The organism is Blastomonas sp. 34TW, from assembly GCF_059803595.1.
Genome location: NZ_JAPFGW010000012.1, coordinates 110,159 through 125,598, shown reverse-complemented (window position 1 = coordinate 125,598; position 15,440 = coordinate 110,159). Strand labels below are relative to the sequence as shown.

Below are 15,440 nucleotides of genomic sequence, written 5' to 3'. Positions count from 1 at the left end.
TGCAGACGTCTTCCTCGCCGCCATCACGTTCGCAGCTATTTTCATCTTCTGGATCAATGAGTCCTGACCCTAGGCGGAGCTGAGAGGGGCCAGCGCATCGCAGGCCCCTCTCCCAACCCTCTCCCCTGAAGGAGAGAGGGCTTCAGGGGTTCAACCCACGCGCTTCACGCTGTCCTTATGCGCGCCGACGCGGGCACCGCCGCCACCGCCGCCGGGACGACCACCGCCACCCGAACGACCGCCACCGCCACCGGGACGACGCCGACGGCGATTGCCGCCTTCGCCATCGCGCTTGGGACCATAGTTGCGACCGCCGGACGCGCCGCGCTCGCCACCGCGACCCTGGGCGGGACGCTCGAGTGCCTTGGCCGGGGGCGGCAGCTGCGCGGCTGCCTCGGTAAAGCCCTTGGGCAGCGGCATCGGTACCGGCTTGACCTTGGTCAGCTTCTCGATGTCCTTGAGCAGCGGCCGCTCGTCATTGCTGACGAACGCGATCGCGATGCCGTCGGCACCGTTGCGCGCGGTGCGGCCGATACGGTGGACATATTGTTCGGGCACATTGGGCAGATCATAGTTGAACACATGGCTGACGCCATTGATGTCGATGCCGCGCGCGGCGATGTCGGTCGCGATCAGCACCTTGATCTCGCCGTCCTTGAAGGCGGCGAGCGCAGCGGTGCGCTGCGACTGGCTCTTGTTGCCATGGATCGCGGCGGAACGGATGCCCGCGCCTGCCAGCACGCGCACCACCTTGTCCGCGCCATGCTTGGTGCGGGTGAAGACGAGCGCGCGCTCGGGCTTGATCTCGCGCAGCTTCAGCGTCAGCAGCGCCTGCTTCTCGCTCTGGCTAACAAAGGTGACGTACTGCTCGACGCGCTCGGCGGTGGTCGATTGCGGTGCAACCTCGACCCGCACGGGGTTGTTGAGGAAGCGCGCACCCAGTTCGGCAATCGCCTTGGGCATGGTCGCCGAGAAGAACAGGCTCTGGCGCTGCTTGGGCAGCATCGATGCGATGCGCTTCAGCGGCACGATGAAGCCGAGGTCCATCATCTGGTCGGCTTCGTCGAGCACGAAGATCTCGACATTTTCCAGCGTGATCGCGCGCTGTTCGATCAGGTCGAGCAGACGGCCCGGCGTCGCGACGAGCACGTCGGTGCCCGCCTGCAGCTTGCGCTTCTGCTGGTTGATCGGCACGCCGCCGAACACGCAATTGACCGAAAGGTTCAGGTAGCGCGCATAGACGCGCATGTTCTCGGCGATCTGCGCCGCGAGTTCGCGGGTCGGCGACAGGACCAGCATGCGCACACCGCGATGGCTGCGGCCCTTGGGCTCCTTGGCCAGGTGATGCAGCGAGGGCAGCGAAAAGGCTGCGGTCTTGCCGGTGCCGGTCTGGGCGATGCCCAGCAGGTCGCGGCCTTCGAGCAAGGCGGGGATGGCATCGCGCTGGATCGGCGTGGGCGTATCATAGCCCTTCGAATCGAGCGCACGAAGGATCGGATCGGCCAGGCCAAGTTCATGAAAATAGGACATAGGTACTCTTCAATAAGAGCAAGGCGCGCGCCGGTGCCCCAATGGGGAGCACGCGCATTGCGGGGTTCAGAAGCCGCCGGAAGGTTCCGGAAACTTCAGGAAAACGCCCCGCGTGAATTGGGATGTTCGGAATTGAGCAGCGGGGTTTCAGGACCCGGCCTATCGCCAGCCTGCCTTGGGGGCGCGGCTGGAACGAAGTTCACGCTGCCGGTTCATAAGGGGCATTGGGAAGGATTCCCGTGCCAAGGCGCGCTGCTTGGAGCGGCATATGGTGGAAAGCCCGCGAAATAGCAAGGAAATTCGCGGGACGCCGGAGCGCCTTGGCGAATCAGGCGGCTTCCTGTGCGTCCGCCGGGCCGCCGATCAGAACGTAGCGGCGGTCGCAATAGCCGCATTCGACATAGCCCTTCTCGTCGATCTGCAGCCAGACGCGCGGATGGCCGAGCGCCGCGCCGCCGCGAATATCGCTGGCGCCATCGCAGGCGACACGGGCAGAGGTGGTGCGGACGGTTTCGGGCGGTGTGATCATGGCTGCGCGATTATCAAAACCGGCGGGCCCATGCAATCGGGCTTTGCGTTGCCATCAGGCGTCGCCCTGCCTTTCGAGCACGATGCGAGCGCGCTGCGCATCTTCGGGCAGCACCATGATCCGCGCAGGTGTCATGAACCCCAGGCCCAGGCCTGCCATGCCCCCGTCGAAGATATGCGCGTCGATCCCCTCGGCGGCGAGCGCCAGCCGCGCCATCTCCGCCTCGATCCGGTCGCTATATTCGGCAATCGCCTTCAGGCTCATGCCGGATCAGCTCTCGACATCGGTGAAATAGCGCGTGGTCGGCGTGGTCGGAAGGCCGTCGATCGAGCGCGTGCGCCGCGCCGTCTTCGCAAGCCAGGCTTGAGGATCGCTCTGCCGGTGCGCTTTCTTGAGCGTCTCGCGCTCACGCTCCATCTGCATCACCGGCACGCCCCAGCCGCAACTCGTTTGCACGCTGTCGACCGCAATGTCGAAAATCTGCCGCGTACCGGGCAGCATGGTGAAGTGCTGGGCAAGCTCGTCCCACTCGGCCTCCTGCGGAAGCACCGGGCGGCCGCGCCCATAGATGCGCAGGATCAGCGCCGGATTTTCGAACGCGCAGAACATGATGGTGATACGCCCATCGGCGACCAGATGCGCATGCGTCTCGTTGCCCGAACCGCCGAGGTCGAGATAGGCGACGCGGTTGTCGCCGAGCACGCGAAAGGCGTCATAGCCCTTGGGGCTCAAGTTGATCCGCGCCTCCTCCGCCGCGGTCGCGACGAAGAAGATCGGCTGGCGCGCAATGAAGCTGCGGTGCTTGTCGGTAAGCGCATCGGTGAAATCGGACATGGCGGCATAGTGCGGGAACGGGGCAGGCGGCGCAAGTCCACCCCTTCCCCCCGGCCCAAAAAGCCGTTACCGCAAGGCCCATGACGACCTCCACCCCTGCCGGAATAGCCGGCATTCCCCGCTCGCTGTTCGTGCTCTCCGTCTTTTATGGCGGCATGGTGTGCCTGGCGGGCGTGCTCGGCAACAAGCAGGTATCGATCGGACCGCTGGCGGTGGAGGCGGGCATCTTCGCCTTTCTGCTGCTCGTCGTGGTGTCGAGCGCGATCGCCGAATTGCACGGGCGCGATACGGCGAACAGCCTGGTCAAGTTCGGCTTCGTGCCGCTGCTCTTCTCGATGTTCCTCTCGTGGATCGTCTGGTCGCTGCCGCCCTCGCCCGACATGGCGGCGGAGAATTCTGCGGCGATCCAACTGATCCTCGGCGCGACGGGGCGCATTTGGGCGGCGGGCGTTTGCGCCTATGGCGTCTCGCAGTTCCTCAACGTGTATATCTTTTCCAAGCTCCAGAACATGCCCGGCCGGTTCCTCGCGGTGCGCGGCGTGATCGCTTCGGCATTCTCGCAGATCGTCGACACGCTGATCTTCGTCACCATCGCCTTTTACGGCGTGTTCCCGATCGGCCAGCTGCTGGTCGGCCAGATGGTCGCCAAGGTCGCGCTTTCGGTCGCGCTGGTGCCGTTCCTGATTGTGTTCTTCGTCCGGCTGGGCAAAAGGCTCGACGCATGAGCGATACCATTCACGATCCCGCGCTGCTGGCAAAGGCCGAAACCCTTACCGAGGCGCTGCCCTTCATGCAGCGCTATGCCGGCAAGAGCTTCGTCGTCAAATATGGCGGCCATGCGATGGGCGACCCGGAACTCGCGCGCGACTTTGCCGAGGACATCGTGCTGCTGAAGGCGGTGGGCATCAACCCCGTGGTCGTCCACGGCGGCGGGCCGCAGATCGGCGCGATGCTCAAAAGGCTGGGCGTCGTTTCCGAATTCATCGACGGGTTGCGCGTCACTGATAGCGAGACCGCCAATGTCGCCGAAATGGTGCTGGGCGCGATCAACAAGGAACTGGTGACCTGGATCGCGGCCGCTGGCGGCAAGGCGATCGGCATCAGCGGCAAGGACGCCGGTTTTGTCCGCGCTTCGAAGGTCGAACGCACGATGCGCGACCCCGACAGCAATATCGAGCGCGCGATCGACCTCGGTTTCGTCGGCGAGCCCGAGGCGATCGACTGCACCGTGCTCAAGACGATATCGGACGCAGGGATGATCCCGGTCGTCTCGCCGATCGGCGTCGGGCCCGACGGCCAGACCTATAACATCAACGCCGACACGATGGCGGGCGCGGTCGCGGCGGCGCTGGGCGCCTCGCGCCTGTTCCTGCTCACCGATGTGGCAGGCGTGCTCGACAAGGAAAAGAAGCTGCTCAGCGACCTGACGCCTGCCGATATCGCGGCCCTGCGCGCGGACGGCACGATCAGCGGCGGCATGATCCCCAAGCTGGAGACCTGCGTCCATGCGGTCGAAGAGGGAGTCGATGCGGCGGTGGTGCTCGACGGGCGTGTGCCGCATGCGATGCTGCTCGAAATCTTCACCTCGCGCGGCGCGGGCACACTGATCCGCGCGTAACCGTTTTAGTCTTGTAATACACCCCGGATCATCCTAGATATCCGGCCCAAGATCTCCGACAAGCCCATAGCGAGAGACCCATGCAGATCGTGCTCGAAATCCTGGATATCATCCTGCAGGTGGTGACCTGGTTCATCATCATCCAGATCGTGCTGTCCTGGCTGATCGCGTTCAACGTCGTCAGCATGCAGAACGATCTTGTGCGCCAGCTGGTCGAATCGCTGCACCGGATCACCGAGCCGCTCTATCGCCCGGTGCGCAAGATCATGCCGGATCTGGGAATGATCGATCTGGCGCCGATGGTGGTGATTCTGATCGTGATGATCCTGCGTAACTCGATCATCCCGCGCCTGTGGGAACAGTTCGCGTAAGGCGCACATTTCCGCGCTCGGCTGTGGCATTGAGGGCCGTTTGCCGCTAGGGCCAAGGGCATGACAGCCCGGATCATCGACGGAAAGGCCTTTGCGGCCGGTTTGCGCGAGCGCCTTGCCGCGCGTGTCCCCAGTTTTGTGGGGGCTACGGGCCGCGCGCCCGGCCTTGCGGTGGTGCTGGTCGGCGAGGACCCGGCAAGCCAGGTCTATGTCCGCTCCAAGCACAAGGCGACCGTCGAGGCCGGCATGCAGAGCTTCGAGCATCGCCTGCCCGCCGAGACCAGCCAGCAGGACCTGCTCGACCTGGTCGCCGCGCTCAACGCCGATGACAGCGTGGACGGCATCCTCGTCCAGCTGCCGCTGCCGGGCCATATCGACGACAAGGCGGTGCTGGCCGCGATCGATCCCGCCAAGGATGTCGACGGCTTTCATGTCGTCAACGCAGGGCGGCTCGCGGTCGGAGAAGAGGCGCTGGTGCCGTGCACGCCGCTCGGCTCGCTGATGCTGCTGCAGGATACGCTGGGCGACCTGTCGGGCCTGCACGCGGTGGTGATCGGGCGATCGAACATCGTCGGCAAACCGATGGCGCAGCTGCTGCTCCAGCAAAGCTGCACCGTGACCATCGCGCACAGCCGCACGAAGGACCTGCCCGGAATCGTGCGGCTCGCCGATATCGTCGTCGCCGCCGTTGGGCGGCCCGAGATGGTGCGCGGCGACTGGATCAAGCCTGGCGCGACCGTGATCGATGTCGGCATCAACCGCGTTGCGGGAGCCGAGCCCGGCAAGACCAAGCTGGTCGGCGATTGCGCCTATGACGAATGCGCTGCGGTGGCCGGCGCGATCACCCCGGTGCCCGGCGGCGTCGGCCCCATGACGATCGCCTGCCTGCTGCGCAACACGCTCGTCGCCGCGCACCGGCGTGCTGGGCTCGGCAATCCGGAGGGCCTGTGATGGGCACGTTGCGGCTGATCGCGGCGCTGTTGGTCGGTATCGGGCCACTGGCTGTGCAGGCCCAGTCCGGGCCGCCGCCGCGCGACGACCGGCGCGGGCCGCCGCCGGGGCCGCCGGGGCAATCCTATGCCAATTCGAGCGCGGTGCTCGTCTCCGAGATCGCCTTTGCCCGTCTGGCGCAGGACAAGGGCCAGTGGACGGCGTTCCGCGAAACGGCATCGGACGATGCGCTGATGTTCGTGCCCAAGCCGGTGCTCGCCCAGGCCTGGCTCAAGGGCCGCGCCGATCCCGCACAGGCGGTGAAATGGCAGCCGCAAAAGCTGTTCATGGCGTGCGACGGGCGCACCGGCGCCTCGACCGGGGCCTCGCAATTTCCCGGCGGCGCGGTCGGCTATTACACCACCGTCTGGCAGAATCTGGAAAAGCCGCGCGCCAAGAAGCCCGACTGGAAATGGGTGCTCGACCATGGTTCGCTGCTGAAGGAACCGCGCACAGGCGACGAGATGATCTCCTCGCGCACCGCCGTGTGCACCGGCAACCCCAAGGCGGCGCTCGGCGCCATTCCGTTCGGCCCGCCACCCAAGGGTGAAAAGCCGGCAGCCCCCGCGACCAGCGGCGCGCGCGCCTCTGCCGATGGCACGATGGTCTGGCGCTGGGACGTGCGCGCCGATGGCAGCCGCAGCATCACCATCGAATTGTGGAACGGCACCGGTTTCGACACCGTGGTGCGCGATGACGTCCCGGCGGAGGCCGCATGATCGAGCTGTTCGTTTCCGCCTTCGTCACCCTGTTCGTGGTGATCGATCCCCCCGGCTGCGCGCCGATCTATGCCAGCATGACCACTGGCGCGAACGCACAGCAGCGGCGCAGCATGGCGATCCGCGCGGTAATCGTTGCGGGCGGCATCCTGCTGGTGTTCGCGTTGTTCGGCGAGGTGCTGCTCTCTGCGCTGCATATCGAGCTCAACAGCTTCCGCATCGCAGGCGGCATCATGCTGTTCCTGATCGCGCTCGACATGGTGTTCGAAAAGCGCACCGAACGCCGCGAACAGCGCGCGCAGAAGGTGATGGAGACGCCCGAGATCGAGGATGTCTCGATCTTCCCGATGGCGATGCCGATGATCGCCGGCCCCGGATCGATCGCCTCGGTGATGCTGCTGGTCTCGCAGAATACCGGCCTGGACCGCGCGCTGACGATCCTGGCCGCGCTGCTCGCCGTGCTGCTGCTGACACTCGTCGCGCTGCTGACGGCGGGCCCGCTGATGAAGCTGCTGGGGGCGAAGGCCGAGGCGGTGATCACCCGGCTGCTCGGCGTGCTGCTCGCGGCGCTGGCGGCACAGTTCGTGATCGACGGGCTGAGGGCGAGCTTTCAGTAAGGCGGAGCGAGCGAGAGGCTCCCTCGTCAACGGCTATGCTCCCCGCGAAACTTTACCGTAATCCGTCACCCTGAACTTGTTTCAGGGCCCATTTCTCCCCACGCGGCTTTCGGCTTTTCGGGGCACGATGGGTCCTGAAACAAGTTCAGGATGACGTTTACTTCCGCTGCTCCCATGGCGCGGGGCCTTTGACAGGCTCTGGCTGAGCGGAGGCAGGTTTGGGCCATGGCGTCGTCAGCCATCGCGTCAGGATCCGCTACAAGCTGAATTCCTAGACCCATGGAAACAGCAAAAGCCCGCCAGCCTTTCGGCTGACGGGCTTTCGTTGAGGCTTGGCGCCCGGGCTGGTGCTTAGAAGCGGACCAGCGCCGAGAGCGAGTATTGCTGCGCCTGGAAGTCCTGGCGACCCACCGTGGTGTCGATCGACGCGGTGAAGTCGAAGGTCGGCTGCGAGATGGTCAGACCGACGCCCGCTTCGGCCCAGGTCCGGTCGTCCGAACGATAGGCGAAGGGGAAGCGGCCCGTGGTGCTTCCGGCGAAATTGGCGCCGAAGAAGCGGTCGCCTTCCAGCACATCATAGACATAATCGGCATAGATGTACGGACGGAACACCGCGGTCTTCTTGGCACTGGCCGATGCGCCGACGCGGATCTGCAGGCTGTCGAACTTGTCGCGATCGATGTCCAGAGCGGGACCACCACCGATTTCGCGCACGTCACCATAGTTGATATACTGGTATTGTGCGGCGATACGCGGCGTGAAGACGATCGTCTTGGTCTCATAGGCCTTGGACAGGCCAAGTTCCGCCGTCAGGGCCAGGCTGTCGTCGCTGGTTCCCAGGTTGAAGACGGTGGGACCGACCAGCACCGAACGGGCCGTATCGACCGAGAAGCGGCCAGCGCTGACGCGGCCATCGACGATCAGGCCGCCCGGCGTGGTGACCGCGCCATAGATGCTGCCTTCAAGCAGTTCGCCCGCCACGCTCTGGCCGCGAACGACATTCGCGTCGACGTCCGAATAGCTGCCCGAGATACCGAGCACCACGCCATCGCGCGGCAGATATTCGAAACCGCCGGTGATGAAATAGCCGTCGAAGAAGTCGCGACGACCGGTGGTCAGCGCCGTCGGCATCGCCGTGGATTTGCCGTTGATGTAACCGCCGCCCAGATACAGCGCAAAGCTGCTGTCGAGCGAGGTCGAATCGGTCACGGCAGCTTCCTGACCATCCTGTGCAGCGGCAGCCGCAGCCATCGCGCCCGGAAGCGCCATGCCGTTGGTGGCAGTGGCGGCGATGCCCATTGGCTGGCCGATCATCGCGATCGTGCCGCCCATGTTGCCGGACAGAGCCGACTGCATGCGGGTGCGGTGGAAGCGCGAGCTGGCCGACAGCATGGCTTCACCGATGTTCAGACGGGCCGATTCGGTGAACGGAGCCAGCTGCTCGAACGTCGCCTGGATCTGGGCGGCCGACATCAGGTCGGTGCGCAGATAGACGTCGGCGAAGGTGCGCTCGGCGCTGCGGTTGCTGTCCAGAATGCCCGCATAGGAGCGCTGCACGGCCGAACCGCTGGCGATCACGTTGCGGTACAGACCTGCGGTGATGCGCATGTCGACGGCATTGGCGCTGGTGGTCAGCACCGGCGTCAGGATGGCGCTGATCGGCGCGGCGGAGTTGAACGCCGCCGTGATCGCGCCGCCCGTGGTGACGATGCGGTAGGTGTCGCCATTCTTGATCGTATAGCCGGACACCGGCGAGACGATCACGCGGCCACCCAGGCTGGCTGCGCCGGTGATCGCCAGACGATCCGACACGCCGTTGCCGACATCGACCGCAAACTGCGTCGCCGAGGACAGCACGGCGCTGCCGTCGATGGTCAGCGTGCCGATGCTGCCGACGCCGCCCGGCGCGATCGTGCCCATGATGCTGGTGACGAACGGCGCCTGGATGGTGCCAGTGCCGGTCAGCAGGCCAGCCGCAAGGGTGTAGTCACCCACCGAGCGCAGGCGACCGTTGACGTTCACGGTGCCACCCGTCTGGGTGACGTCGATCAGGCTGGAGAGGTTGCCCGCAGCCGCGATGGTGAGGCCGGCGGTGTTGGCCACGGTCAGGCGGTCGATGGTGACGACGCTCGACAGCGTGGTGGTGCCGGCGGCGCTCAGGGTCACGTCGAAATAGCGACCGGCGACGCCCGTGCGGTTGTTGGGGTTGATGTTGTTGGGCACGAAATTGGTCGCACCCGGCAGACCGCTGGCCAGCGTCGCGGTGGGCAGGGGACCAGTGCGGAAGATGCCGCTGCCGTTGCGCTGGGCTTCTTCGGCCAGCTTCTGCAGGGCAGCCAGGCTTTCCGCGCTGGCGGCGGCGCTCAGCGGCGTGCCGAGATCAGCCGTTGCGAGCTGGTTCTGCAGACCGGCCACGGCATTGTCGCCCGTGCTCAGCGAGTTGATCATGTCCGCGCGGGTCAGCGTGGTCACGGCCGCTGCCGGGGCAGCCTCGGTCGCGGTGGCGGCAGCGGCGGGGGTTGCCGCAGCAGCCTCGGTGCCGACCGTGGTGTTCAGCGCCACCTGTTCTGCACCGCCGCTCAGCTGACCGTTAAGGTCGGCGCGGCCGATGCCCGAGACCACCGCTGCACCATCGGCGGTGCGAGCGGGCGGCGTGAAGTCGCGGCGGGTCGCCAGATCACGGCACTCGTTGAGGCCGAGGCCCTGGATGCAGACCTGGCCGAAATCGGGGTCACCGCCGGCAATGCCCTGACCCAGGCCGGTCGGGATGCCGTTGACCACCTGGCCACTGGCATTGATGATGTTGTAATTGGGGTCGAGCGTCGTCACCCAGCGGCTGGCGTCTTCCCAGTTGCCGTTGCCGGCGGCTGCGGTGACATAGCGATAGGGGTTGGTCGCGGCGATATAATCCCAGAACAGGTACAGCGGCTGGTAGAAGCTGGTCGTGCCATAGCTGCTGAACGCCTGCGGGCCGAAGAAGCGGCTGCCGCCCGACAGCACGCCGATCTGCAGGTTCTTGGTCGACAGCGTGTTGCGCGATGCGGTGAGGATCAGCGGACCACCCGAATCGCCACCTGCGGTGGTGCCTTCGCCGGGAAGCGCATCGTCGCGGTGGATGTTGATGTCGAACTGGTTGGCACCAGCAGTGCCGCGACGCGGATCGTCAAAGTCCAGATTGTAGAGGTTCTGGCCGAGCGGCGGCGTGCCGGGGGCGGCGGGGCCGAACAGGAAGTCGTTGCGGTCGTCGAGCGAGGCGAGCGCGCCCAGCATGTTTTCCGCAGCGCGGCGGCGGAAGTCGACGCCCTGCGTCGCGCCTGCGGTACCGTTGCCCGAGCGGCCATAGCCGGTGATGGTGACGTGATAGCCGGTGCCGCGAACCGGATCGATCGTGGTCGGGGTCGGCAGCGGCGAGAACAGCAGCGCCCAGGTGGGGATGCGGGCAGCCGGCGTGTCGAGCGTCGCCAGCGCGATATCGGCTTCAAGGAAGCCGAGCGCCTGCGGGTTGAGCAGCGAGCGCGGATCATACTGAATCTGGCTGATGTTGAACACGTTCAGCGCGGAATTCGAACGGAAAGCATTGGCAGCCCAGTTCTGGAAGCCGGGGCGCGCGTCGACATTGAACGAGAACGCAGCCGGAACAGTGCCGTCGATGCTGCTGTAATCGGTCGCGAGGCGATCGTTGACGCAGTGTGCGGCGAACAGCACGGTGCGCGGATTGATCAGCGTGCCGGTGCAGACAAAGCCGTCGTTGCGGAAGAACATGCCAACGCCGTTCACGCCGCCCGCATTGTCGATAATCTGCGTCGGGGTCTGGTTGTTGTTCGGAACAATGGCGAGCGCCGGAGCGGAAGCCAGCGCGACGGCCATCGCCGTTGCTGCGGTTCCGCCCAGAATTGCCTTGTGAAGGTGGGAGGTCTTGAAGGTCATGAATTTCCCCTGATCAACGTTTTGTTGATCGGGGAAATTAGCTGGAGCGGAACGAAAGGCAACGCAGGCCGTTGAAGTGCGTTCCGATTGTGGCGATCTGTTGCCGCTTTGACACATTTTGTTACAGAAACGGCATGAAAACGGCCCCCACCCCCCAGAATGAGGGGGGGCGGGGCGGTTGAATAATCGTGCGGACGATTACTTGCCGAGTGTTTCGGTGAGAAACCAGGCGCGCTCCTGCGCCTGATCGGTCCAATCGTCGACGATTCCGTCGGTGGCATTGTCGCCGGCCTGGCCGGCGAGCTCCTTGACCTCGCGCAGCTTGGCGACAAAGGCCAGATTGTCGTCGCGCAGCTCCTTGAGCATCGCTTCGGCCGACACGCCCGACTTGTCATTGTCGGCAATCGAGCTGCGCCGCGCGATATCGCCGATCGAGGTCAGCGTGCGGAAGCCGTTCTTGCGCACCCGCTCGGCAATCGCGTCGGTAATGGCGAGAATCTGCGTCGCCTGATCGTCGAGCAGCAGGTGATATTCGCGGAAATGCGGTCCCGCGACATGCCAGTGGAAATTCTTGGTCTTGAGATACAGCGCAAAGCCATCGGCCAAAAGACCGTTCATCGCTTCGGCCAGTGCCTTGCCGGCATTGTCGCCCTTCTTGTTTCCCATGACATACTCCTGTTCTTGCTGCGGATGCGGCTAACATAGGTTGGTTTTATGCGATTCCCATGGCGATTTGTCGGTTCGCGCCGATGCTGCGGGTCTTTGGCTCACATCAGCCCGAAGGCGCCGAGCGCGAGCGCAAGCCCGATGGCGGTGATGATCAGCCCGGCAGCGATCCGCGCCGGGCGGATGGGCCAGGCGGCAAGCCGTTCCTGCCAGATGATCGCCGGCATGAGTCCCAGCACCGTCCCTGCCCAGCCACCGATCAGCGGCCAGACCCAGTCATGGCTGCGCGCGGCGGTCGCCGCGACGATGAACTGCCCCTTGTCGCCGAACTGCAGGATAAACAGGCCCAGCAACCCGGTGAGCAGCGGCCCCGTGCGCCATCCCGGCAGCGTATCGACCGGCCGCCGGGGAGCAAGCATGCCGAGCCCGGCAAAGAGCAGCGACAGCGCATAGAACAGCCGGAGCGCATCGAGGCTTATCCAGGTTCCGACCACAACGCCGCCCAGTGCGCCGATCAGCGCCATCAGCCCGCAGGCCAGCGCGACGCCGATCGTCAGCGGCACCGGCCGGGCAAAGCGCTGGCCCAGAGCGGCGCACAGCAGTTGCGCGCGGTCACCCGTCTGGACGATCGCGGTCAGCAGCAAACTGGTGAGAAAAGCTTCCATCCCTGCCGACGTTAGCGCCAATCAGCGCACGCCGCGCACCGCAATCGAGGCCAGCATCGCCGCGCGCATTTCGCCATCGCCCGAATCGCAGGCAATCGCCTCGTCCATCGCATCGAGATAATGCGCGGCCATCGTCCGGCTCCAGCCATGGCTGAGCAGATGCTCGAGGCCATGCGCAAGGTCGCTGACGCAAGGCAGCGCATTCACCTCTGCCATATGCCGCATCTTGCCCAGTTCGCGCTGCAGATCGTTGCGCGCGACGCGGCGGGCGAGCGCGCGGATATGCCCGGCCTGCAGGCGCAATTGCTGGCGCGCCAGCTTCTGCCGGTCCTGCGCGGGGTCCGAAGGCGAAAATGGCTGCATGGCGATCCGCTCCTGCAAGACACCGGCCTGCATTCGGCCGGTCTTGGTCAAGATTCGCACGCATCGGTTAATTTTCGGGTAAGCGCCTTTCGAGCAAACAGCTGGCCCCGGCGCGTGGCGCAGCTTGACAAGCCACCGCCCATCCGGCATGGGCCGCCTTCGCGTTTGAAGGGCGGCCGCATGTGCCGCTCTTTGTGTTTGTGATTCTCAGCAGGGCCCGGCAGCCACCGTGTTCTGCGTCCGATTTCTAACCCAAAGGAACAGGTCATGGCCAAGCCAGCCACTGTCAAGATCCGCCTGGTCAGCACCGAAGGCACCGGCTTCTTCTATGTCACCAAGAAGAACCCGCGCAACATCACCGAGAAGATGACCTTCCGCAAGTACGACCCCGTCGCGCGCAAGCACGTCGAGTTCAAGGAAGCCAAGATCAAGTGATCTTGTCGGTCCGTCCGCGATGAACCGGCGATTCAGCGCCGGTTCAATCGCAACGGACCAGGGGTTTCGGCGTATTTTCCGCTTTATGGAAGCCTGATCCCGATGCTGAAGACCTCTTTCAAACCGATTGCCGCCGTGCTGCTCGCCAGCGCGGCTTTTGCTGCGCCTGCAGCCCTGCCCAGCGCGGCGATCGGCCAGACCGCTGCCCAGGGCGACGAACTCGCGCAGGTCTCTCGGCACCTGAAAGCGATGCAGTCGCTGCGCGCGAATTTCACCCAGACCGACCGCAGCGGCCAGACACTCACCGGCACGCTGACGCTCAAGCAGCCGGGCAAGATCCGGTTCGAATATCAGAAGGACGCGCAGCTGCTGATCGTCAGCGATGGCCGCGCGCTCACCATGATCGACTATCAGGTCAAACAGGTCCAGCGCTGGCCGATTCGCAACTCGCCGCTCGGCGCGCTGCTCGATCCCAGCCGCGACCTCACCCGCTATGGCAAGGTGGTGCCGACCGGCGACCCCAATGTCGTCAGCGTCGAGGTGCGCGATCCCAAGCGCCCCGAATATGGCGTGATCACGCTGATCTTCACCCGCAGCGGCTCCGCGCCGGGCGGACTGTCGCTGGTCGGCTGGGTCGCGCTCGATTCGCAGAACAAGCGCACGACCATCCGCCTCTCGAGCCAGCAGTATAATGTCGCGGTGGCCGATACCGCCTTTGCCTGGACCGACCCGCGCGGCAAGGGCCCGCGGCGTTGATCGACCCACAAGCTGAGCGCGTCGCCTCGCTGAATTGAGCATTCCCCCCCCTTGATGGGGGAGGCAGCGAGACTTGGCGACAAAGGAGCCGAGTCGCAGCGGTGGGGGTGAGGGCGCGTCCGGGCGCGAGCTTGGCGATCACTGAACGGACGGCTCTATCCCGCACCATCACCCCCACCCAAACCCTCCCCCATCGAGGGGGAGGGCTTTTCAGCCGCGTACCCGTGCTCGTCACCCCCGCGAAGGCGGGGGTCCCGCTTGTTCTTCACCGGCACAGCAAAAGCGGGATTCCCGCCTTCGCGGGAATGACGAGGGTCCTGGGGGAAGATCGCACGCGCACCCTGACGAACCGACGCGCGCCATCGACGAACTGCGAAAGATTCTCAAATCCGTTCACATGGCAGACAGGGTTCGCCCGCTAGAACGGTTTTCGAAGACGGCGACGAGGTTTCCCCCTGTTACCTGGTCGAACCACCGGCTTCACCCAAGCGTGACGAACGCAACAAAGAACCCTCGTTCCAATGCCCCCGGGACGAGGGTTTTTTGCGGCCTATCCAAAGTTTAGGGCTTGGGTTTGAGGGGATCGCTGGCTAGAGCCTTCCCCATGGCTGCCCCTCTGAAAATCGCTTCGTGGAACATCAACTCGGTCCGTTTCCGGCTGGCCTCGGTGCAGCGGTTCCTGGCCGAGGAGCAGCCCGACATCCTGTGCCTTCAGGAAACCAAGGTCATCAACAACGACTTTCCCGAAGGTCCCTTCCGCCAGCTCGGCTATAATTTCCAGAAGCTGCACGGCCAGCCGATGCACCATGGCGTGGCGATCATCAGCAAGATGCGGCTGAGCGACGACAACCGGCTCGACTGGCAGGCCAATGGTGAGGCGCGGCATATTGGCGTCAGCATCACCGGCCCGCTGGGTGGCACGGTGCGGCTGGAAAATGTCTATGTCCCCGCGGGCGGCGAGATCCCGGACCGCGATCTCAACCCCAAATTCGGCCAGAAGCTCGATTTCCTCGAGCGCATGACGCAATGGTCGCGCGGGCTCGACGGGCGCACGATCATCCTGGGCGATTTCAACATCGCACCGCTCGAATCGGACGTGTGGAGCCACAAGCAGCTGATCAACACCGTCAGCCATACCGCGATCGAGATCGAACGGCTGAAGGCGCTGCAGGATGCGCACAATTGGGTCGATATCGGCCGCAAATTCTATCCGGCGCCGCAGCGGCTCTACACCTGGTGGAGCTATCGCGCGCGCGACTGGTCGGTATCGGACAAGGGCCGCAGGCTCGACCATATCTGGGTTTCGCCCGACATTGTCGACGCAGTGAAGAGCCACCGCGTGGTCGAGCCATGCCGCGGCTGGGCGCAGCCTTCGGACCATGCGCCGCTGATCAGCGAGTTCCTGTTCTGATGGCACGCG

The 15,440-nt window shown here is 65.1% G+C and carries 17 protein-coding genes; 9 read left to right on the top strand and 8 right to left on the bottom strand.

Translation table 11 applies throughout. The features are described from left to right. Window positions 1-150: 150 nt before the first annotated feature. The 4 genes from OPU69_RS15570 to OPU69_RS15555 all read right to left on the bottom strand — a co-directional run bounded on the left by OPU69_RS15570 (window position 151) and on the right by OPU69_RS15555 (window position 2,893). Complete coding sequence (locus OPU69_RS15570) at window positions 151-1,530, bottom strand: DEAD/DEAH box helicase (RefSeq protein WP_498512253.1); 1,380 nt, start codon at window positions 1,528-1,530, stop codon at window positions 151-153. A gap of 328 nt (window positions 1,531-1,858) precedes the next feature. After that, entirely contained in the window at window positions 1,859-2,059 is a 201-nt protein-coding gene (locus OPU69_RS15565; RefSeq protein WP_060979355.1) for a zinc-finger domain-containing protein, read from the bottom strand. A 54-nt stretch (window positions 2,060-2,113) separates the two neighbouring features. Continuing rightward, the gene (locus OPU69_RS15560) at window positions 2,114-2,323 is read right to left on the bottom strand and encodes a putative signal transducing protein (RefSeq protein WP_060979356.1); all 210 of its coding nucleotides are present in this window, start codon (window positions 2,321-2,323) and stop codon (window positions 2,114-2,116) included. Between the two features lie 6 nt (window positions 2,324-2,329). Continuing rightward, the gene (locus OPU69_RS15555) at window positions 2,330-2,893 is read right to left on the bottom strand and encodes a pyridoxamine 5'-phosphate oxidase family protein (protein ID WP_498512250.1); all 564 of its coding nucleotides are present in this window, start codon (window positions 2,891-2,893) and stop codon (window positions 2,330-2,332) included. 80 nt (window positions 2,894-2,973) lie between these two features. Between OPU69_RS15555 and OPU69_RS15550 the strand changes: the two genes are divergently transcribed. The 6 genes from OPU69_RS15550 (at window position 2,974) to OPU69_RS15525 (ending at window position 7,208) form a co-directional block, all read left to right on the top strand. Then, on the top strand, window positions 2,974-3,618 hold the full coding sequence (locus OPU69_RS15550) for a queuosine precursor transporter (RefSeq protein WP_498512248.1): 645 nt from the start codon (window positions 2,974-2,976) through the stop codon (window positions 3,616-3,618). Beyond that, a complete protein-coding gene (gene argB, locus OPU69_RS15545) occupies window positions 3,615-4,511 on the top strand; it encodes an acetylglutamate kinase (RefSeq protein ID WP_498512246.1) in 897 nt (298 codons plus the stop codon). The genes OPU69_RS15550 and argB overlap by 4 nt, the downstream gene beginning before the upstream one ends. A gap of 80 nt (window positions 4,512-4,591) precedes the next feature. Next, entirely contained in the window at window positions 4,592-4,882 is a 291-nt protein-coding gene (locus tag OPU69_RS15540) for a YggT family protein (protein WP_066276473.1), read from the top strand. Between the two features lie 60 nt (window positions 4,883-4,942). After that, window positions 4,943-5,833 carry a bifunctional methylenetetrahydrofolate dehydrogenase/methenyltetrahydrofolate cyclohydrolase FolD gene (gene folD / locus OPU69_RS15535; protein WP_498512244.1) on the top strand — a complete coding sequence of 297 codons (891 nt, stop codon included), beginning with the start codon at window positions 4,943-4,945 and terminating at the stop codon, window positions 5,831-5,833. Next, the gene (locus OPU69_RS15530) at window positions 5,833-6,591 is read left to right on the top strand and encodes a hypothetical protein (protein WP_498512242.1); all 759 of its coding nucleotides are present in this window, start codon (window positions 5,833-5,835) and stop codon (window positions 6,589-6,591) included. Before folD ends, OPU69_RS15530 begins: the two co-directional genes overlap by 1 nt. Then, window positions 6,588-7,208 (top strand): MarC family protein, encoded by a 621-nt coding sequence (locus tag OPU69_RS15525; RefSeq protein ID WP_060979363.1) that lies wholly within the window; start codon window positions 6,588-6,590, stop codon window positions 7,206-7,208. The genes OPU69_RS15530 and OPU69_RS15525 overlap by 4 nt, the downstream gene beginning before the upstream one ends. A 351-nt stretch (window positions 7,209-7,559) precedes the next feature. On the opposite strand, the gene OPU69_RS15520 is transcribed toward OPU69_RS15525, so the two are convergent. The 4 genes from OPU69_RS15520 to OPU69_RS15505 all read right to left on the bottom strand — a co-directional run bounded on the left by OPU69_RS15520 (window position 7,560) and on the right by OPU69_RS15505 (window position 12,829). Then, entirely contained in the window at window positions 7,560-11,135 is a 3,576-nt protein-coding gene (locus tag OPU69_RS15520) for an autotransporter domain-containing protein (RefSeq protein WP_498512240.1), read from the bottom strand. A gap of 198 nt (window positions 11,136-11,333) precedes the next feature. After that, window positions 11,334-11,801, bottom strand: a complete 468-nt coding sequence (locus tag OPU69_RS15515) for a Dps family protein (RefSeq protein WP_066282774.1) — start codon at window positions 11,799-11,801, stop codon at window positions 11,334-11,336. Between the two features lie 101 nt (window positions 11,802-11,902). Then, the gene (locus OPU69_RS15510; protein ID WP_060979366.1) at window positions 11,903-12,466 is read right to left on the bottom strand and encodes a TMEM165/GDT1 family protein; all 564 of its coding nucleotides are present in this window, start codon (window positions 12,464-12,466) and stop codon (window positions 11,903-11,905) included. 21 nt (window positions 12,467-12,487) lie between these two features. Further along, window positions 12,488-12,829: a hypothetical protein gene (locus tag OPU69_RS15505; protein ID WP_498512237.1), complete on the bottom strand. Its 342-nt coding sequence runs from the start codon at window positions 12,827-12,829 to the stop codon at window positions 12,488-12,490. Between the two features lie 267 nt (window positions 12,830-13,096). Here OPU69_RS15505 and rpmG point away from each other — a divergent pair, with 267 nt between their 5' ends. The 3 genes from rpmG (at window position 13,097) to OPU69_RS15490 (ending at window position 15,431) form a co-directional block, all read left to right on the top strand. Continuing rightward, a complete protein-coding gene (rpmG, locus tag OPU69_RS15500; protein ID WP_023839125.1) occupies window positions 13,097-13,264 on the top strand; it encodes a 50S ribosomal protein L33 in 168 nt (55 codons plus the stop codon). A 102-nt stretch (window positions 13,265-13,366) separates the two neighbouring features. Then, window positions 13,367-14,020 (top strand): LolA family protein, encoded by a 654-nt coding sequence (locus OPU69_RS15495; RefSeq protein WP_498512235.1) that lies wholly within the window; start codon window positions 13,367-13,369, stop codon window positions 14,018-14,020. A 604-nt stretch (window positions 14,021-14,624) separates the two neighbouring features. Then, the gene (locus tag OPU69_RS15490; protein WP_060979369.1) at window positions 14,625-15,431 is read left to right on the top strand and encodes an exodeoxyribonuclease III; all 807 of its coding nucleotides are present in this window, start codon (window positions 14,625-14,627) and stop codon (window positions 15,429-15,431) included. Window positions 15,432-15,440 lie beyond the last annotated feature (9 nt).